The following is a 19,099-nucleotide window of genomic DNA, read 5'->3' on the forward strand; positions in this document are numbered from 1 at the left end:
GGCGGTAGTCGCATGCAGGATCTCCGGATTTCCCTCGTCCAGGGCGAGACCCGCTGGCACGATCCGGCGGGCAACCGCGACTACTACGGGGCGTTGATCGCGCCGCTCGCGGGGCAGACCGATCTGGTCGTCCTGCCGGAGACGTTCACCAGCGGCTTCAGCAACGAGGCCATCGACCAGGCCGAAGGCATGGACGGTGCCACGGTGGCGTGGATCCGCGAGCAGGCGGCGACGCTCAATGCGGCGATCACCGGCAGTGTGCAATTGCGCACGGCGGAGGGCGTATTCAACCGTCTGCTGTTCGCCACGCCGGATGGCGACTTGCAGCACTACGACAAGCGCCATCTGTTCCGCTACGCCAACGAGCACATGCGGTATGCCGCGGGCAGCGAGCGGTTGACGCTCGAATGGAAGGGCTGGCGGATCAATCCACTGGTCTGCTACGACCTGCGCTTCCCGGTGTTCGCGCGCAACCGGTACGACGTGGAGCGGCCGGGACAGCTGGATTTCGATCTGCAGTTGTTCGTCGCGAACTGGCCGGCACCGCGGGCGTATGCGTGGAAGACGTTGTTGCGGGCGCGGGCGATCGAGAACCTGTGCTACGTGGCGGCGGTCAATCGTGCGGGCACGGATGGCAATGGGCACGCGTACAGCGGCGACAGTGCGGTGATCGATTTCCTGGGGCAGCCGGTGGTGGAGTTGCCGGCGGGCGAGGGGGTGGCGACGTCGACGATCTCGGCGGCGGCGCTGGCGGCGCATCGGGAGAAGTTCCCGGCGATGCTGGATGCGGATCGGTTCGAGTTGCGCTGAGCTGCTACGGCAGGTTTTCAGGGCCTGCGGCGTCGCGTTGGTCGGCAAGTACACATGGTGCCGCTGGCCGCGGCGGCCTTACTTTCTTTGCTTGTGCAAAGAAAGTAAGCAAAGAAAGCACACCCCGGCGGTCCGCCCACCGCTGCGCGGCGGGTGCGCAGTCACGACGGGAATTTTCGGCCGGGGCATCCTGCCCTGGCCGAAAACGGCGCACGTCCTGTGCGCCGCCCCTTCGGGGTTTGACCCGCCGTGCCTGCCGGACCTCAGGGGCCCCGAGAGCCGCGACTGAAGGATCGACGCGCGCTTTGCCTTTGCTCCGGTTTTCTAGCCCCCATGAGGCACGGCGAGTGAGCCGGGTAAAACCCGCAGGGCGCCGCCCCGGATGGGCGGCGTTTTCGTATGGCACATGGATGTGCCTTACGAAAATTCCCGGATCGCTCGCGAACCCGGAGCGAAGCGCAGGGCGTGCCGCCTGGGGTGTGTTTCTTTGATTCTTTCTTTGCACAAGCAAAGAAAGAATGCCTCCGCGGCGAGCGGCGCCATGACCAGTCTCCATGGGTTCAACCGCAAGAGGCGTGAACGCGATGCGTTCAAGCATTTCTGTGCACATCACGCTCATGACAGCTGCGACGCCGCCGCCGACGGATGCCGCGTGATCAACCTGCCTTCTGCGGCAGGATCTGGCACACCGCCTGGCACATCGCCAACACCCGGCCCGCGTCGTCGCGGACCTCCCCGGCGAGGAACAACTGATTGCGCGTGCGTTCGACCAACCGCGCATGGCAGGTGATGTGCGGCATCTCCTGCGTCACCGGGCGCAGGTACTGCGTATTGAGCGACGTTGTCACGCTGGGTGGGGCGATCAGGTACGAGAACGGGCCCAGCGTGTTGTCCAACGCCGCGACGATGAAACCGCCCTGCATGTGCCCGATCGGGTTCTGGTAGCGCGGCAGCACCGGGAAACGCATCGCCAGCGACTGGCCCTCCACGTACTCCACCGGCTCGCCCTGCATGTCGACCAGGCAGGGCGGCGGAATCTGCAACGGCATGCCCGCTGGCAACCGCGCACGCAGCAAGGCGTTGATGTCGGCGGCATCGGTCATGGCGTGAAACTCAGTTCGAAAGACGTGTAGAACGGAGCGCGGGGCGGTGCGGTCAACGTCTTGCGGTTGATCTGCTTCTGCACGCAGATCGCCAGCGGCGTTGCGCCATCGCGCCAGGTGCGGCGGACGGCGCCGCCGGCATCCAGCTCGGCCACGATCACGAACGGCGCCGTGTCGGCATTGGGCGTTGCGCATTCGGCGATCGCATCGCCGAGTACGCCCGATTGCGCATCGCGCATCGCCTGCGACGTGGCCGCCGGCAATGAGGCCTCATCGGCGTCGGCGCGCTGCTTGGCTTGCGTGTAGTCGGTGGGCGACTGCGCGTGCGCGGCGGTGGCCGCCGCCATGGCAAGGACGAACAGTGCCGTCGTGCGAATCAGAGGGCGCATGATCACGGCGCCTTCGGCGGTTCGATCCGCAGCAGCTTGCCGTCTTCTTCGTCGGTGACCACGTAGACGTTGCCATCGGGGCCGACGCGCACATCGCGCACGCGCTCGCCGATCTCGTTGAGCAGGCGCTCCTCGCCCAGCACCGTGTCGCCCTGCAGGGTCAGGCGGATCAGGTTGCGCTCGGCCAGCGAACCGAGGAACACGCTGTCGTTCCACGGACTGTCCGGCTGGCCCGTATAGAACGCCATGCCGGACACGCCCGGCGACTTCTCCCACAGGTGGAAAGGCTGTTCCATGCCGTCCTTCGCCTTGCCTTCCGCCTCGGGAATCGGCTGGCCGGAGTAATTGATGCCGTAGGTGATGATCGGCCAGCCGTAATTCTTGCCGGCCTCGGGCAGGTTGATCTCGTCGCCGCCTCGCGGGCCGTGCTCGCTCTGCCAGAGCTTGCCGGTGCGCGGGTCCAGCGCCATGCCTTGCATGTTGCGGTGGCCGTAGCTGAAGATTTCCGGGCGTGCGCCGGTCTTGCCGACGAAGGGATTGTCCTGCGGCACGCTGCCATCCAGGTTCAGGCGCACGAGCTTGCCCTGCAGCTTGTCCAGTTCCTGCGACATCGCGCGCTTGTTGCGCTCGCCCTGGCTGATGAAGAGATGGCCCTGGCCGTCGAACACGAGGCGCGAGCCGAAATGATTCGGGCCGTCGACCTTCGGCTCCTGGCGATAGATCACCTTGACGTCGGTGAGCGCATCGCCGGCCAGCGTGCCGTAGGCGACCGCCGTGCCGGCGGTGCCGTTGTCGCCGGGTTCGGCGTAACTCAGATAGATGCGCTGTGTGCTGGCGAAATCCGGGGCCAGCACGACGTCGAGCAGGCCGCCCTGGCCGGTGGCGAATACCTTCGGCACGCCCGTGATCGGGGCGGATACCGCGCCGTCGGTACCGACGCGACGCAGCGCGCCGCTGCGCTCGGTGACCAGCATGCCGCCGTCCGGCAGGAAAGCCAGCGACCACGGATGGGCCAACCCGCTTGCCACCTGGGTGACGCGGATCTGGCCCTTGGCGCTGGTCAGCGTCTGCGCGGGCTGGCTGGCGGGCGCGGCTTGTGCCGCCGCCGGTGCCTGGCCTTCGGCGTCGCTCTTGGCGGAGGAGTTGCACGCGGCCAGCGGCAGCGCGAGGAGCAGGGCGGTGGCGAGTCGGTGGGGAACGTGGCGCAACGTCGTGTCTCCTGTGGGGAAGGTCAGCGGTAGCCGGCGGCCTGCAGTTCGAACAGTTCCGCATAGCGGCCGCCCTGGGCCATGAGGTGCTCATGCGTGCCGCTGGCTTCCAGCCGGCCTTCATTGAGCACCAGGATGCGATCGGCCATGCGGACGCTGGAAAAACGGTGCGAGATCAGCACGGCGGTCCGATTGTCCGACAATTCCTTGAAGCGTTGGAAGACCTCGAACTCCGATCGCGCATCGAGGGCCGCCGTCGGTTCATCCAGGATCATCACTTGCGCATCGCGCATGTAGGCCCGCGCGATGGCGATCTTCTGCCACTGGCCGCCGGAAAGATCCACGCTGTCCTTGAAGCGGCGGCCCACCAGCTGGTCGTAACCGCGCGGCAGGCCCTCGATCACCTCGTCGGCCATCGCGCGCGCGGCGGCGGCGCGCACGCGCGCCTGGTCGTGCATGGCCTCGATGCGGCCGACGCCGATGTTCTCGCCCGCGGTCAGGTGGTAGCGCACGAAATCCTGGAAGATCACGCCGGTGTTGGCGCGCAGGTCGTCGAGGTCGTACTCGCGCAGGTCCCGTCCATCGAGCAGGATGCGGCCCTCATCCGGGTCGTAGAGGCGCGCGAGCAGCTTCACCAGCGTGGTCTTGCCGGCGCCGTTCTCGCCCACCAGCGCCAGCACCTCGCCGGCGTGCAGTTCGAAATCCAGGTGCCGCACGGCCCAGCGCTCGGCATCGGGATAGCGGAAGCCGACGTTCTCGAACACGAAGCCGCGGGTGATCGGCCGAGGCACCGGGACGGGATCCGCGGGCGAGGCGATCTCGGGTTCGATCTCGAAGAACGAGAACAGATCGTCCAGATAGAGCGCCTGTCCGGCCACCTGCGAGAAGCCGATCAGCAGGCCTTCGAGCAGCTGGCGCAGGCGCAGGAAGCTGCCGGCGAGGAAGGTCAGGTCGCCGATGCTGAAATCGCCGCGCACCGTGCGCCACGCGATGTAGCCGTAGGCCACGTAATAGCCCAGCGTGCCGAGGCCCGCCAGCAGGGCACCCCAGAGCGCGCGGCGGCGCGCCAGCGCGCGGTTGGCGGCGAAGAACTTCTCGGCGAGCGCGCGGTAGCGGTCGATCAGGAACCGGTGGAGGTTGAAGATCTTCACCTCCTTCGCCGTTTCCACGCTGGCGCCCATCTGGCGCAGGTATTCCAGCTGGCGACGCTCGGGCGTCCACTGGAAGTTGAGCGAATAGCCCAGCGCGTTGAAGTGCGCCTCACCCACGAAGGCCGGCACCAGCGCCAGCGCCAGCAATGCGATCAGCCATGGCGCGTACACCAGCAGGCCGGCGGCGAAACTCGCGACGGTGATGGCGTCCTGCACCTGGCCGAACAGCTGGCTCATCAGGTTCATCCGCCCCATGGTCTGCCGGCGCGCGCGGTCCAGCTTGTCCTGCAGGTCGGGGTCCTCGAAGTCCTCCAGGTCGAGCTGCGCCGCGTGCTCCATCAGGCGGATGCTGGTGGCATTGGTGAACAGTTCCGACAGCAGCGCATCGGCGTAGCTCACCAGTCGGCCCAACAGGTCCGAGACGATGGCGAGCGCAAATTCCAGCGCGAGCAATCCCAGCAGCGTGTCGAGCTGGCCGCTGCGCCATGCGTCGCCCAGCGTATCGAACCCCAGGCCCAGCCCGACCAGGCGGATCGCTTCGTCGATGATCAGCTTGCCGATGTACAGCGTGGCCACCGGCATCAACGCGCGCACGACGCGCAGACCGAGGCTGGCGAGGGTCAGCGTGCGGCTGGTCTGCCAGATCTGGCGCAGGAAAGGCGCCAGGTTGCGCATCGCATCGAAGCGTTCGCGCAGGTTGGGTCCGGTGGCTCGGGCGTTGCGCGATGGCGGCATCAGGGGGGCGCTGGCCGGCGGCGATGCCGCGATGCGGGTAATCTAGCCCAACTCACAGGGGGTCGAGATGAAGAAGCTCGTCGTGATGGCGTGCCTGCTGTTGGCAGGCGCGCAGGCGGTTGCCACGGAAAAGGTGTCGTTCCAGGCCAAGCAGGTGGCGCAACAGCAGGGGCGTGCGCGCGTCGTGGTGCTGATGGATGACGTCGGGGCGGGTGCGGCGGGGACGCCGCGCAACCTGACCATCGCGAAGGAACAGCGCTTGCGCCGCCAGGGCGATGCGGTGCTCGGCACGTTGCCGGCCGCCGGATACCGGCTGCATCGGCGCTTCGCGCGCGTGCCCGCGCTGGTGATCGAGGCCGACGCCGATGTCCTGCGCCGACTCGAACGCAATGTGTGGGTGCGCAAGGTGGACGTGGACCGGGGAGGCACTGGCGGCGCCGTCGCGGCGGACGAAAGTTCCGTGCTCAACCGGGTGGACCTGCTGCAGGGCGTGGGACTCGATGGCACCGGCATCAAGGTCGCGGTCGTCGATACCGGCGTGGATACCGATCACCCGGATCTGGCGCCGCGCGTGGTGGCCCAGCAATGCTTCTGCTCGCGGCTTTCCGGCAGCGGTGGTTGTTGTCCGAACGGGCAGGCCACGCAGTCGGGTGCAGGCGCTGCGGAAGACGATCATGGCCACGGCACCAACGTCAGCGGCATCATGGTCGGCGCCGGCAATGTGGCGCCGCGGGGCGCGCTGCCGGCCGCGCAGTTGGTCGCCATCAAGGTGATGGATGGCGGCAACGGCTTCTGCTGCACGTCGGACGTGGTCGCCGCGCTGGACTGGATCGCGACCCAACATCCCGACACCACCGTGGTCAACCTCAGCCTGGGCACCTGGGACTTGTTCGCAGGCGCCTGCGATGCGTCGGCGTCCTACCTCAGCGCGTTGAAGAGCGCCGTCGATACCTTGAATGCGCAAGGCACCGTGGTGGTGGCGTCCAGCGGCAACCAGGGCGATCTGCAACGGATGGCCGCGCCGGCCTGCTTGAGCAATGTGCTCGGTGTGGCGGCGACCTGGGACATGACGGCGGGATCGACCACCTTCCTCGGTTGCACGGAGGCTTCGCGATCACCGCGGCAGCCGACTTGCTTCAGCAATCGCAGCACGACGACGGCGTTGTTCGCCGCGGGTGCATTCGTCCAGTCGGCCGGTTTGAACGGTGGCCTCTCGTCCTATGGCGGCACCTCGCAGGCCGCACCGATGGTGGCCGCCTGCGCGGCGGCTCTGCACCAGGCGGCGCCATTGGCCACGCCGTATCAACGCATGGCGGTCATGCAGCTTTCGCCGTTGCGACTGAACGACGCCGCTTCGGGAGGGCAGTATCCGTTCCTGGATTGCCTGGATGCGGCGAAAATCCTTGATCCCGCGCGATTCCTCGTCCGCATGAACGGCTCGCAGCCGCTCATTCCTTCGCGTCCCGCGCCTACGTCGCCTGCTGCCGCGATTCCGGTACTGCGCGCACCGGGCGAAGGGCGTGCGCCCGCGCGCCCCGGCCGTGCCCGCGTACTCGAGCGCTGACGCTCGCGTCAGCGCATCGCCAGCGCAACCGCCAGCGGCTGCACGGACACCGCCTGGCCGGGCTCGACGCGTTCACCGCCGCGCACGATCAGGCGGTCGCCAGCGCGCACGTCGCCGCTGACTTCGACCAGGTCGTCCACGGCCGCGCCGGTCTTCACTGCCAGGCGTTCTGCCTTGCCGGCAGCGTCCACGCGCAGGACGAAGTCGCCTTCGCGGCGCAGGATGACCGCATCGCGCGGGACGGCGACCACGCTGCGGGTTTCCGCACTGGGCAGACCGACGTCCACCGCGGTACCCACCGGGACCTTCAGGTCCCGCACGGCGATCCGCAATTCGAGCTGGCGCGAGGCTTCATCGCCGACCGGGACCAGTGCACTCACCGGATAGTCGCGTTCGGCGCCGCTGCTGCGCACGCGCACCAGGGTGCCGCGTTCCAGGTGGCGGGCCAGGTCGACCGGGGCGCGCACGCGTACTTCCGGCGCTGCGGTGTCCACCAGTCGTGCCACGGATGCACCGGTCACCAGGTACTCGCCGCGCTGGGTATGCCGCTCGGCGACGATGCCGTCGAACGGCGCACGCACCACCATCTGCGAGCGCTGGTAGCGGAGCTGCGCGAGCTGGGCCTGCACGCGTGCACGGTCCTGCGCCAGCACGTCGCGGTCGGCGCGCAGTTGTTCGTATTGCGCGCGCGCGATGTTCTGTTGCGCGGCGAGCTGGGCGTACCGCTGCTCCTGCCGCGCGGCGAGATCGAGCTGGGCCTGGATGCGGGCGAGGTCGGCTTCGCTCTCGCGCTCGCGCAGGCGCAGTGCGGTGTCGTCCAGCACCGCCAGCGCCTGACCGGCGCGCACGCGCTGTCCGACCTCGGCGACCTGCAGCACACGACCTTCCAACTCGCTCGCCACCCGTGCGTCCTGCCGGCTGATGATGCTGCCGGGCGACCAGTGGCGCGGCGCGAAATCAGTGCGAACCGCCGGCGCGACACTGACGATGGCGGGCGGCGCATCCGCCGCGGCAGGAGGGGCGCTGGCATCGGCGTCCAGCCGGAGCAGGGGGAGGGCGAGGACGCCGGCCAGCGCGAGGGCGATGAGGGATTTGTGCAAGGTACGCATGTCGTTCTCCGGAGCAGGGGATCAGGAAACGGGATGGGGGAGCGGCAGGTCTTCGGCGATGGCACGTGGCGCGGTGCGGCCGGCCAGGCGCAGCAGCGCAGGCACGAGCACCACGGTGAACAGCAGGCTGAGCGCGACGCCACCGACCGACACCGCGGCCAGTCCGCGATAGATGACCGCGCCGGGCCCGGGATTGATCGCCATCGGCAGCGCGCCGAGCACGCCGGTTAGGGCGGCGATCAGGATCGGGCGCAGGCGTTGTTCGAGCGCTTGCTTGAGCGCGTCGTCCAGTGATGCGCCGTCGGCCTGCGCTTCACGCGTCTGGGCGACCAGCAGGATGGCGTTGTTGATCACCATGCCCAGCAGCATGATGAAACCGATCATCGACAGCAGGTCCAACGTCTGGCCGGCGACCAGGTCGAGGACGCGCAGGCCGGCGACGCCACCCAGCACGGCCATCGGCAGCGTGGCCATGACGAAGGCGCTGTCGCGCAGCGAGCGGAACATCGCGGCCATCAGCATGAAGAGCACGACCAGCGCCATCGCGAAGTTGATGCCCATGCTGCGCACCACCTCGCCGAGGCGGTCAGCGCTGCCGGAGATGCGGATGGCCGCATCCGGCGGCAGGCTGTCGCGCAGGGTCGGCACGATCTCCTCGTTGACGATGTCCAGCGCTTCTTCCAGCGACATCGCCGCGGGAGGATCGACGGTAAGCGTGACCGTGCGACGGCGATCGATGCGGCGCAGCTGGTTCGGCGCGAGCACCGTGTCCACCTGCGCCAGGTCGGCCAGGCTCAGCACACCGCCCTGCGGCGTGGCCAGCGGGGCATCGCCCAGGCGCGCGATGTCGTCCTCGCCGTTGCTGCGCAGGATGATCGCCAGGCGGCGGTCGCCATCGAAATGCTCGCCCAGCCATTGGCCGTCGCCCAGCGTGCGTACCACCGTGCCCAGCTCCGGGCGCCGCCAGCCGACTTCGGCCAGGCGCCGGTCGTCGGGATTGACGCGCAGCTCCGGGGTGCCGCCGTCGGCATTCGGCCAGGCCTGCACGTTGGCGCCGGCGAAACGCTCGGACAATGCTTTTCTTCCCGCCTCCGCCGCATGCGCCAGCGCATCGCCGTCGCTGTGCTGCAGGTGGATGGCGATGGCGCGCGCCGAGCCACCGAAACTGCCGAACAACTCGCCTTCGCTGGCGAAAGCGCGCGTATCGGGGAAGCCGACCACGATCTCGTCGCGCACGATGCGCTCGAGTTCGCCGATGTCGTCCGGATCGACCACGCGCGCACCCAGCGTGCCGCCGCCCGGCCACAGGTTGAGGTACCAGTTGCTGAGCTGCGGCCCCTTCTCGCCCTCCATGTACGGGCGCATGCGCTCCAGCAATGCGGGGGCGATCTCGCGGTTCACGCGTTCGGGGCTCATCCCCGGCGGGAAGTTGAAGAACGCGTCCACCGCGGCGCGCTTCACCGGCGGCAGGTAGTCGATCTGCGGCATCAGCACTACCGCCAGCAGGGCGGGTGCGAGCACCAGGCCGCCGACCCAGGCGAGCTGGCGCGGCCGGCCTTCGGTGGTCTTCAAGGCCCAGTCGCTGAGCCGCGACCAGAAGCGATGCTGGTTTTCCTCGCCAGGCCGCGTGCGCAGCCAACTGCCGGCCGCGGCGGGCAGCACCGTGACGGCGATCAGCAGCGATATGCCCACCGCGATGGAAATGGTCAGCGCCAGGTCGGCGAAGAGCTGGCCTTCGACGTCGTCCATGAAGATGACCGGCAGGAACACCGCGACCGTCGTCAGCGTGGACGCGACCAACGCGCCGCCGACCTGACGCGTGCCTTCCAGCGCCGCATGCGTGGCCGACAGGCCTTGCTCGCGCAGGCGCACGATGTTCTCCGCAACCACGACGGCGGCGTCCATCACCATGCCCACGGCGAAGGCCAGGCCGGCCAGCGAGATGACGTTGAGGCTGCGCCCGGTCAGCTGCAGCACGATGAAGGTGGCGAGCAGTGAAATGGGAATCGCACACGCGATCAGTGCGGTGGCGCGCACATCGCGCAGGAACCACCACAGGCAGCCCACGGCGAGCAGCACGCCTGCGGTCAGGCTGCCCGACAGCAGGCCGAGCGCACGGTTGATGAAGACCGACGCGTCGAAGCTCTGGGCGATGTCCAGGCCCAGGGGCTTGAGTTCCTGCTCGCGCACGTCGGCGACGACCTGCTTCACGTCGTCCAGTGTGTCGAGCACGTTGGCGCCGCTCTCGCGCAGGATGCGCAAACCGATCGCTGGATTGCCGTTCTGGTAGGCGAAGAAGCGTTGCTCGGGGCGCTTGACCTCCACCGTGGCGACATCGGCGAGCCGTACCGGCCGGCCATCGCGCCAGGCGAGGATCAGGTTGCCCAGCGCCTCGGGCGAATAGCGTCCGGCGAAGCGCAACACGTATTCACGGCGACCGGCTTCCACTACGCCGCCGGAGACATCGGTGGCGCGCGCGGCGACGGCAGCCACATCGGGAATCTGGATGCCGAGCGCCGCGGCCCGCGACAGGTCCAGGGTGATGGTCAGCTCTTCTTCCGCACCGCCATTGATCTCCACGCCGGCAACGCCATCGACGGACGTCAGACGCGGCACGATCCGGTCCTCGATGAGCTGGCGATAGTCGAGGATGTCGCCGCGCGTGCCGGGCAACTTCTGCACGAAGAAGTAGGTCAGCGAGTTGTTGGCGTTGTCCGCGCCGGCCTGCACCACGGGGGGCGTCGCATCGCGCGGCAGCGGCTGCAGGCGATTCATCCGCGCGAGCACTTCCACCAGCATCGCGTCCATGTCGCTACCGACCGCGAAGGTCAGGTTGATGAAGCTGTTGCCGGCGTTGACGTTGGAGGTCATCTCCTCCAGCCCGGGCAGGCCCTGCATCACCGTTTCGATCGGCTCGACGATCTCGGATTCCATCTCCTGCGGCGAAGCCGCGCGCCAACCGGTCTGGATCGACATCTGCGGGCGCTCGATGTCCGGGAACAACTGCAGCGGCAGCTTGCCCAGGCTCAGCAGGCCGAATGCGCAGACCATCGCCACCACCACGGCGACGGCGGCGGGATTGCGCAGTGAGGCGTCAGTGAGTTTCATCGTACGTTCCGCGTGGTGGTCGGCGGTGCGCACGATGCGCGCAGTGACGAGCGGCGTTATGGCCCGGAAGTCATGCGGTAAGCCGCATTGCGGCGAGTGGTGGATGCGCGACGACGAACCGAGTCTTGAGAATTCGCGTTACGCGCGATGAGCGGTGCTGTTGTGGGAGCGACGTAAGTCGCGATGGCCGTCTCAACGTCCGTCATCGCGACTTACGTCGCTCCCACAAGAAGCCGGCGACGCCTACAGCAATACCGCCAGCTTGTCGCGATGGCTGCGCGACAGCTTCAGTTCCTGGCCACAGTCCAGGCGCAGGAAGCTTTCGCCGTTGGTGTGCGGGCGCATTTCCACCACGCGACGCGCGTTGACGATGGTGGAGCGGTGGATGCGGGGGAAGCGCTGCGGATCCAGCTGTTTCTCCAGTTCGCGCATCGTCGCGCGCAGGATCAACGTGGTGCCGTTCGCTTCGTCGCCGTCCACATGGATGCACATGTAATCGCCGGCGGCATCGATCCAGCGGATGCTGTGCAGGTCCACGCGCACGGTGCGGCCGCCATCGCGCACGGCGAGCTTCTCCTCGCGGCGCAGCAGGTCGAGTGCATCCGGCTTCAGGGCCTCGTCCAGGTCCAGCGGCGGACGGCCACTGAGTTCGCCCAGCAGGCCGAGCAGGTGGGCGCAGTGGCCGCTGGCTTCGCGCTGGGCGCGTGCCTGGCGCACGCGGGCCAGCGCCTGGGCCAGCCGCGAATCTTCCACCGGTTTCAGCAGGTAGTCGGTGGCCGACGCCTCGAACGCGCGGATCGCGTAATGATCGTAGGCGGTCACGAATACCACCAGCGGCATCTCGCTGGCGGGGATCGCCCGTAGTGTCTGGAAGCCATCCAGGCCGGGCATCTGCACATCGAGGAACATCAGGTCCGGGCGGTGCTCGCGCAGGCCGGCGATGGCCGATGCGCCGTCGCCGTACTGGCCGACGATCTCGATGTCGGGATGCGCGGCCAGGCGGATTTCAAGGCCGCGACGCGCGAGCGGTTCGTCGTCGACGATCAGGGCGCGCAGGCGGGGAGCAGGTTCCGATCGGGAGGAAGCATCCATGCGTCAGTCCCCGAGAGTCTGCGAGGTTTCGAAGGCCAGGCGCAGCGACACTTCCAGGCCACGTTCGCGATTGCGCACCGAGAAACCGCCGGTGTCGCCGTACAGCACGTGCAGGCGTTCGCGCGTATTGCGCAGGCCCACGCCCTTGCCCGGCGGCAGTTCGCTGCCCTCCAGGCTGCTGCAACCCGGCCCGTCGTCGATCACGCGCAGTACCAACTGCTCGCCATCGCGCTGGGCCTCGATGCGGAGCAGGCCGCCGGCGACCTGCTTGGCGACGGCGTACTTGATGGCGTTCTCGACCAGCGGCTGCAGCAGCAGGCTGGGGAGCAACGCGCGCCAGCAGTCCTCGTCGATGTCGGTCTCGATGCGCAGGCGCTCGGCGAAGCGGATCTTCTCGATGTCCAGGTAGAGCGTCAGCGCGTCCAGTTCCTGCCGGAGCGTCACCCGCTGCATCGGATCGTTGTCCAGCGAATGGCGCAGGAACGATGACAGCCCTTGCACCATGCGATTGGCGGTGGCGTTGTCGCGATCGAGGATCAGGGTGGAGATCGCGTTGAGCGTGTTGAACAGGAAGTGCGGATTGAGCTGGTAGCGCAGCATCTTCAACTGCGCCTGGTGGGCCATGCTGCGTGCCGCGAGCGCGCGCTGGGTTTCGCCCTGCAGCTGGCGGTAGTACTTGATGCCCATGTAGGCGCCCACCCAGGCCAGCACCACGTAGATGTAGCCCAGCGAGTACGCGAGGAATTCCAGGCGGGTGGAGGGCCGGCAGGTTTCGCAGAAATCGACCAGCGCCTCGCGGGTGACGAAATCGATGACCGCTGAACTGAGCAGGATGGCCGGCATCATCACCGCCAGCAGACGGCGCGGTGGCAGCCCCCAGCAGGCGCGCAGCAGGTAGCGCAGCCCGAGGGTGACCACGGCGCCGGTGATCGTCGCCGTCAGCGGCACCACCCAGTACCCGGAGGGCTTGCCGTGCGCGACCGCATACAGGCAACCCTGCGCGAAGTAGGCGCCCCAGCCGCCCAGGTGCAGCAGCCAGAAGGCCTGCTGGCGGGGCATGTCGAGAGAGTGGGATGCAGCGATGGCCATGGCGGTGGACGGGGACGGACGCAGATGCCGCCATGCTAAGGCCATGCGCCCCGCGATGCGGCACGGCTCATCGGCCCCCGTGCACGCTTGGGCGCACGGGGACGGACCTCAGCGCAGTGGGCCGGGTGGTTCGCCGTCGCCGCCGGACTGCAGCGCCACCGGCAGATGCCAGCCGAAGGTGATGGCGGCCATGCGCAGACCGAAGCAGACCGCCGCGCCGACCAGCGCGCAGGGCAGGGGCGGAAGCATCAGCCAGTACCCCAGGGCGACGATCGATGCGCCGGCGAGCGCGGCCACGGCGTAGAGTTCGGCGCGCAGCACCAGCGGCACCTGGGCCAGCAGCAGGTCGCGGGCGATGCCGCCGCCAATGCCCGTCAGCATGCCCATCGCCGCCGCCATCGGCGGGGCGATGCCGTATTCCAGTGCTTTCTGCGTGCCGGCGACCGCGAACAGCGCCAAGCCCATCGCATCGAACAGCCGCACCGGATGGTGCAGCTTCTCGATCAACGAGGCCCGGAAGAACGTCACCACGCCCGCCGCCAGCGAGGTGACCGGATAGCGCCAGTCGCTGAGCGCGGCCGGTGGCGTGGCGCCGATCAGCAGGTCGCGGGTGATGCCGCCCGCGGTCGCGGCGAGGAACGACAGCACCAGCACGCCGAAGATGTCCAGGCGGCGGCGCACGCCCAGCATGGCGCCGCTGAGCGCGAACACGAACGTGCCGACCAGGTCGAGGATGAGCACCAGGGTATCCATCCCCATATTGTGCCGCCCACGCACTGGGCCGGCGAGCGCCGCGGATCAGGCCAGGATCGGCTGCATCCCCACGCCCAGGCGATTCCAGGCATTGATCGTGGCCACCGCCATGGTCAGCTCGGCGATGCCGTGTTCGTCGAAATGCGTCTTCAGCGCCTCATAGGTGCTGTCGGCCGGTGCGCCGGAGGGCAACGTGGTCAGCTGCTCCGCCCAGGCCAGTGCCGCGCCTTCGCGGGCATCGAAGAAGCGGCTGTCTCGCCAACCGGCCAGCGTGTGCAGCTTGCGCGACTCCACCCCGGCCTTGACCAGTGCGCTGCTGTGCATGTCCATGCAGTAGGCGCAGCCGTTGATCTGCGAGACGCGCAGGAAGATGAGTTCGAGGAACTCCTTTCCCAGCACGCCGTTGTGGACGGCCGTGCTGGTGGCGTAGAGGCCGCGGAAGGCCTCGGGAACATGCTTGGGATAGTCGACGCGATGGAATTTCATGCTCATGGCAGTGCCTCAATGGCGGCCACACCGGCCACCTTCACTACCAGGACGCGCCACCGTCCTTCGCCGTGACAGCCGTGCCCAACTTGTCCGGATTGGCCACGGTGAAGATCTCGCTGATGCGCTCGCCGTCGCTCATCGCCACGATCACCGCGACCAGCACGCCATCGCGGTAGCGCAGGATCGCCGGTTCGCCGTTGGCCGTGCCCATGCGCCAGGCGATGGCCGGGTCCTGCCGGCGATACGCGGCCCAGAACAAGCGCGCGATCCGGATCGCGCCCAGCAACGGACGGATGACCGCCTGTCCCTTGCCGCCGCCGTCGGAGACCAGTTGCGCGTCCTCGCGAAGCAGGGCCGCGATCGCAGGCTGGTCGCCGCGGCGCGCGGCGTCCATGAAGCGCTCCAGCAGGCGTCGGTGGTTCTCCGGCGGCACATCGAAGCGCGGACGGCCCGCCTGCACGCGTTCGCGCGCGCGGTGGACCATCTGGCGGCAATTGGCTTCGCTCTGGCCGAGCAGGGGCGCGATCTGCGCGTAGTCGTAGTCGAAGGCTTCCTTCAGCAGGAACGCGGCGCGCTCTTCCGGGCCCAGCCGTTCCAGCACCGCCAGGAAGGCCAGCGAGACCTGTTCCGAAACTTCGGCGGTGCGCTCCGGGCCGGGGGCCTCGTCGATGTCCGAGGGCGCGGGCAGCCACGGGCCGGTGTAGTGCTCGCGCTGCACGCGCGCCGCGCGCAGGCGGTCGATGCCCAGACGGGTGGCGGCGGTGACCAGCCAGGCCTCGGGGTCGCGGATGCCGGTCTTGTCGGTCTGCTGCCAGCGCAGCCAGGTGTCCTGGACGACATCCTCGGCGTCGCTGCGGCTGCCCAGCAGCCGGTACGAGAGCCCGAAAAGACGGGAGCGGTGGGTTTCGAAGGTGTTTTCGGCGTTCATGCGACCAAAGACGGGGCAGGGCGACGTGGCGTGACAGCCGGGCACGGAGTCACTTTGGCCTAAAATGGGCGCTTCCGCCCGCTACCCCACCGGCAGCCCCCGGCTTCACGTCCCATGACCTCGATCAAGCAAGAAGACCTCATCCAGTCCATCGCCGACGGCCTGCAGTACATCAGCTACTACCACCCGGTCGACTACATCAAGAGCCTTGCGTCGGCCTATGACCGCGAGGAGTCGCCCGCCGCGAAGGACGCCATCGCGCAGATCCTGATCAATTCGCGCATGTGCGCCGAAGGCCATCGGCCGATCTGCCAGGACACCGGCATCGTCACCGTGTTCCTCGAGATCGGCATGGACGTGCGCTGGGACGACGCCACGATGGGCGTGGAGGACATGGTCCACGAGGGCGTGCGCCGCGCCTACAACCATCCGGACAACAAGCTGCGCGCCAGCGTGCTGGCCGACCCGGCCGGCAAGCGCACCAACACGAAGGACAACACGCCGGGCGTGGTCAACGTCAAGGTCGTGCCGGGCAACACCGTCGACGTGATCGTCGCTGCGAAGGGCGGTGGTTCCGAAGCGAAGTCGAAGTTCGCGATGCTCAATCCGTCCGACTCCATCGTCGACTGGGTGCTGAAGACCGTGCCGACGATGGGCGCCGGCTGGTGCCCGCCGGGCATGCTAGGCATCGGCATCGGCGGCACCGCCGAGAAGGCGATGCTGCTGGCGAAGGAATCACTGATGGAGCCGATCGACATCACCGACCTGCAGGCACGCGGCGCGTCCAATCGCGCCGAAGAGTTGCGCCTGGAGCTGTACGAGAAGGTCAACGCACTCGGCATCGGCGCGCAGGGCCTGGGTGGCCTGACCACCGTGCTCGACATCAAGGTCAAGGACTACCCGACCCACGCGGCCAACCTGCCGGTGGCGATGATCCCGAACTGCGCCGCCACGCGCCATGCGCACTTCACCCTCGACGGCAGCGGGCCGGTGATGCTGGACCCGCCGTCGCTGGAGGACTGGCCGGAACTGACCTACGACGCATCGAAGGGCCGTCGCGTGGACCTCGACACGCTGACCCGCGAGGACGTCGCCAACTGGAAGCCGGGCGAAGTCCTGCTGCTCAATGGCAAGTTGCTGACCGGCCGCGATGCCGCGCACAAGCGCATGGTCGACATGCTCAACAAGGGCGAGGCGCTGCCGGTCGATCTGAAGGGCCGCTTCATCTACTACGTCGGTCCGGTCGATCCCGTGCGCGATGAAGTCGTCGGCCCGGCGGGCCCGACCACCGCCACCCGCATGGACAAGTTCACCGAACAGGTGCTGGCGCAGACCGGCCTGCTGGGCATGGTCGGCAAGGCCGAGCGTGGCCCGGCGGCGATCGAGGCCATCAAGAAGCACCAGTCGGCCTACCTGATGGCGGTCGGCGGCGCGGCGTACCTGGTCTCCAAGGCGATCAAGGCGGCGAAGGTCGTCGGTTTCGCCGACCTGGGCATGGAAGCGATCTACGAGTTCACCGTGCAGGACATGCCGGTGACCGTCGCGGTCGACTCGCAGGGCACCTCGGTGCACCAGACCGGCCCGAAGGAGTGGCAGGCGCGGATCGGGAAGATTCCGGTAGTGGTGGCATAAGCGCTGTCTCCCTCGCCTGCCGGGCGAGGGCCGTGGGTTCCAGGAGCCGATGCATGACGACGACGTTGTATTACTCCCGCAGCACTGCCAGTTTGGTCGTGCATTGGCTGCTGATCGAGCTGGGCATTCCGCACGAGTTGCATGAGCTGGACTTCGACAAGCGCGACCAGAAATCCGAGGAGTACCTGAAGCTCAACCCCGCCGGCGTGGTGCCCACGCTGGTGATGGATGGGCAGGTGATCACCGAGACGGCCGCGATCCTGATGCATCTCGCCGATACGCATCCGCGTGCCGAACTGGCGCCTGCGGTAGCGAGCACGCAGCGTGCGCAGTACTACCGCTGGATGCTGTTCTGCGCCAACACGCTGATGCCCGCGTACCGCGCGTGGTTCTATTCCGACGAGATCGCCGGCGAGGCCAATGTCGAGGCCACCCAGCAGCACGCACGGGCGAAGCTGGAAAAGGCGTGGGGACAGGTGGCCGAGCATCTCGAAGCGCATGGCCCTTACCTGCTGGGCGCGCAGCGCACCGCGGCCGACTTCCTGCTGACGATGCTGATGCGCTGGTCGCGCAACATGCCCAAGCCCACCGATGCCTGGCCGGCGCTGCAGGCCTACGCACAGCGCATGAAGGCGCTGCCGAGCTTCAAGGACGTCTATGCGCGGGAAGGGTTGACCGATTGGACGTAGTGGACAAGCGTCTTGTGGGAGCGACGTAAGTCGCGAGCTTTTCTCCGGCTCGCATCGCTTGGGTCACCTAGTTTCGCGACTCACGTCGCTCCCACACCGATTGCCTTGGCAACTCAGTCCACGTACTCGTCGAACTTCCGGCCGCCCTGGAACGGCATCAGGTGCTGGCGCACGATGCCGCGCGGAACCGTTTCGAGCTTCATCACGCCGTATTCTTCGGGCCACGCTTCCTGCTTGGGTGGCAGTTTGAACGTGCCCATCAGCATGTCCACCAGCGGCAGGTGGATGGCGTAGTTCACGTCCAGGTAATCCTTGTGCCGCGCGTGGTGCCAGTGGTGGTAGCGCGGCAGCACCAGCAGGTATTCGAGCCAGCCGAAGCGGATGCCGAGGTTGGCGTGCGCCAGCACGGCCTGCAGGCCCACCAGGATCACGTAGGCATTCACCGCCGGCGTCGAGAAGCCGAGGACCAGCAGCGGCAACAGCACCGCGCTGCGGGTCAGCACGATCTCGACGATATGGATGCGCGAGCCGGCCAGCCAATCCATCTCGCGGCTGGAATGGTGCACGGCATGGAAGCGCCAGAGCCACGGAATGTTGTGGTACGCGCGGTGCAGCAGCGCTTGCGCGAGGTCGGCGACGAATACGGCGATCAGGAACTGCGCCCAGACCGGCAGCGACTGGATGGCGTCCTTCAGCGCGGGGAACGCGGCCAGGCCGGCGATGGTCGAGGTGGAGGCCGTCACCAGGATCAGGATGAACTGGACCAGCATGTGGCTCATGAAAAAGTACGTCACGTCGGTGCGCCAGCCGGGACGCAACGGCGAGATCCGGCGCTTGCCCAGGTAGTGTTCCAGCGGCACGAACACCAGCGCCGAGAAGAACAGCGAGATCACGAACCAGTCCAGGCCCAGCGAGTACGGTGTCTTACCGATGGCGTCGAACTGCACGTTGGTGCCGCCCAGCAGCACCGCCAGCGTGGCTCCGCCCACACCGATCAGCGCGATGCGCTTGTTGCGGTCGCGCAGGATGGCCACGGTACCCAGCACGAACGCCGCAACCAGCCCGACCAGCAGCAGGTGGCGGGCGAACTGTTCGTTGTACGCCGCGCGGAACTCCTTGCTGGTCAGCAGTTCCGGATAGTGGAAGCACAGCACCGCCATCAGGCTGAGCACGCCCAACAGGGCAGAGGCATAGGCGAAGAACGAACGGCGCGGGCGCAGCATGGTTGGCTTCCTTGGCAGGCGAAACAG

At 67.9% G+C, this 19,099-nt stretch carries 16 protein-coding genes; 4 read left to right on the top strand and 12 right to left on the bottom strand.

All coding sequences use genetic code 11. The annotated features are described in order from the left end of the window. Nucleotides 1-12 precede the first annotated feature (12 nt). Nucleotides 13-810: an amidohydrolase gene (locus tag ACSION_RS08810; RefSeq protein ID WP_093490696.1), complete on the top strand. Its 798-nt coding sequence runs from the start codon at nt 13-15 to the stop codon at nt 808-810. A 656-nt stretch (nt 811-1,466) separates the two neighbouring features. Here the strand turns inward: ACSION_RS08810 and ACSION_RS08815 are convergent. Genes ACSION_RS08815 through ACSION_RS08830 form a run of 4 tightly spaced genes read right to left on the bottom strand, consistent with a single transcriptional unit; the run spans nt 1,467 to nt 5,396 of the window. Continuing rightward, nucleotides 1,467-1,913: a PaaI family thioesterase gene (locus ACSION_RS08815; protein WP_435305674.1), complete on the bottom strand. Its 447-nt coding sequence runs from the start codon at nt 1,911-1,913 to the stop codon at nt 1,467-1,469. Next, nucleotides 1,910-2,302 carry a hypothetical protein gene (locus ACSION_RS08820; protein ID WP_435305675.1) on the bottom strand — a complete coding sequence of 131 codons (393 nt, stop codon included), beginning with the start codon at nt 2,300-2,302 and terminating at the stop codon, nt 1,910-1,912. Before ACSION_RS08820 ends, ACSION_RS08815 begins: the two co-directional genes overlap by 4 nt. 2 nt (nt 2,303-2,304) lie before the next feature. Next, a complete protein-coding gene (locus ACSION_RS08825) occupies nt 2,305-3,510 on the bottom strand; it encodes a PQQ-dependent sugar dehydrogenase (protein ID WP_435305676.1) in 1,206 nt (401 codons plus the stop codon). 23 nt (nt 3,511-3,533) lie between these two features. After that, entirely contained in the window at nt 3,534-5,396 is a 1,863-nt protein-coding gene (locus tag ACSION_RS08830) for an ABC transporter ATP-binding protein (RefSeq protein ID WP_435305677.1), read from the bottom strand. Nucleotides 5,397-5,463: 67 nt separating this feature from the next. On the opposite strand from ACSION_RS08830, the gene ACSION_RS08835 reads away from it, so the two are divergent. Continuing rightward, nucleotides 5,464-6,960: a S8 family peptidase gene (locus ACSION_RS08835; protein WP_435305678.1), complete on the top strand. Its 1,497-nt coding sequence runs from the start codon at nt 5,464-5,466 to the stop codon at nt 6,958-6,960. An 8-nt stretch (nt 6,961-6,968) separates the two neighbouring features. On the opposite strand, the gene ACSION_RS08840 is transcribed toward ACSION_RS08835, so the two are convergent. The 7 genes from ACSION_RS08840 to ACSION_RS08870 form a co-directional block, all read right to left on the bottom strand. After that, nucleotides 6,969-8,069, bottom strand: a complete 1,101-nt coding sequence (locus ACSION_RS08840; protein ID WP_435305679.1) for an efflux RND transporter periplasmic adaptor subunit — start codon at nt 8,067-8,069, stop codon at nt 6,969-6,971. A 21-nt stretch (nt 8,070-8,090) separates the two neighbouring features. Next, nucleotides 8,091-11,177, bottom strand: a complete 3,087-nt coding sequence (locus ACSION_RS08845; protein ID WP_435305680.1) for an efflux RND transporter permease subunit — start codon at nt 11,175-11,177, stop codon at nt 8,091-8,093. 243 nt (nt 11,178-11,420) lie between these two features. Continuing rightward, nucleotides 11,421-12,269 carry a LytR/AlgR family response regulator transcription factor gene (locus tag ACSION_RS08850; RefSeq protein WP_435305681.1) on the bottom strand — a complete coding sequence of 283 codons (849 nt, stop codon included), beginning with the start codon at nt 12,267-12,269 and terminating at the stop codon, nt 11,421-11,423. 3 nt (nt 12,270-12,272) lie between these two features. Beyond that, nucleotides 12,273-13,358 (bottom strand): sensor histidine kinase, encoded by a 1,086-nt coding sequence (locus ACSION_RS08855; protein ID WP_435305682.1) that lies wholly within the window; start codon nt 13,356-13,358, stop codon nt 12,273-12,275. 108 nt (nt 13,359-13,466) lie between these two features. Further along, a complete protein-coding gene (locus ACSION_RS08860) occupies nt 13,467-14,111 on the bottom strand; it encodes a trimeric intracellular cation channel family protein (protein ID WP_435305683.1) in 645 nt (214 codons plus the stop codon). 45 nt (nt 14,112-14,156) lie between these two features. Next, nucleotides 14,157-14,597, bottom strand: coding sequence for a carboxymuconolactone decarboxylase family protein (locus tag ACSION_RS08865; RefSeq protein WP_435306686.1), 441 nt, complete (start codon nt 14,595-14,597; stop codon nt 14,157-14,159). Nucleotides 14,598-14,640: 43 nt separating this feature from the next. Next, a complete protein-coding gene (locus tag ACSION_RS08870; protein WP_435305684.1) occupies nt 14,641-15,528 on the bottom strand; it encodes an RNA polymerase sigma-70 factor in 888 nt (295 codons plus the stop codon). Nucleotides 15,529-15,642: 114 nt separating this feature from the next. Between ACSION_RS08870 and ACSION_RS08875 the strand changes: the two genes are divergently transcribed. Then, on the top strand, nt 15,643-17,160 hold the full coding sequence (locus ACSION_RS08875; RefSeq protein ID WP_299343179.1) for a fumarate hydratase: 1,518 nt from the start codon (nt 15,643-15,645) through the stop codon (nt 17,158-17,160). A gap of 53 nt (nt 17,161-17,213) precedes the next feature. After that, nucleotides 17,214-17,849, top strand: coding sequence for a glutathione S-transferase family protein (locus tag ACSION_RS08880; RefSeq protein ID WP_435305685.1), 636 nt, complete (start codon nt 17,214-17,216; stop codon nt 17,847-17,849). A 113-nt stretch (nt 17,850-17,962) separates the two neighbouring features. Here ACSION_RS08880 and ACSION_RS08885 read toward each other — a convergent pair whose 3' ends face one another. Next, a complete protein-coding gene (locus tag ACSION_RS08885; RefSeq protein ID WP_435305686.1) occupies nt 17,963-19,072 on the bottom strand; it encodes a sterol desaturase family protein in 1,110 nt (369 codons plus the stop codon). Nucleotides 19,073-19,099 lie beyond the last annotated feature (27 nt).

The organism is Pseudoxanthomonas sp. LjRoot125, assembly GCF_964252705.1.
Taxonomy (GTDB): Bacteria; Pseudomonadota; Gammaproteobacteria; order Xanthomonadales; family Xanthomonadaceae; genus Pseudoxanthomonas_A.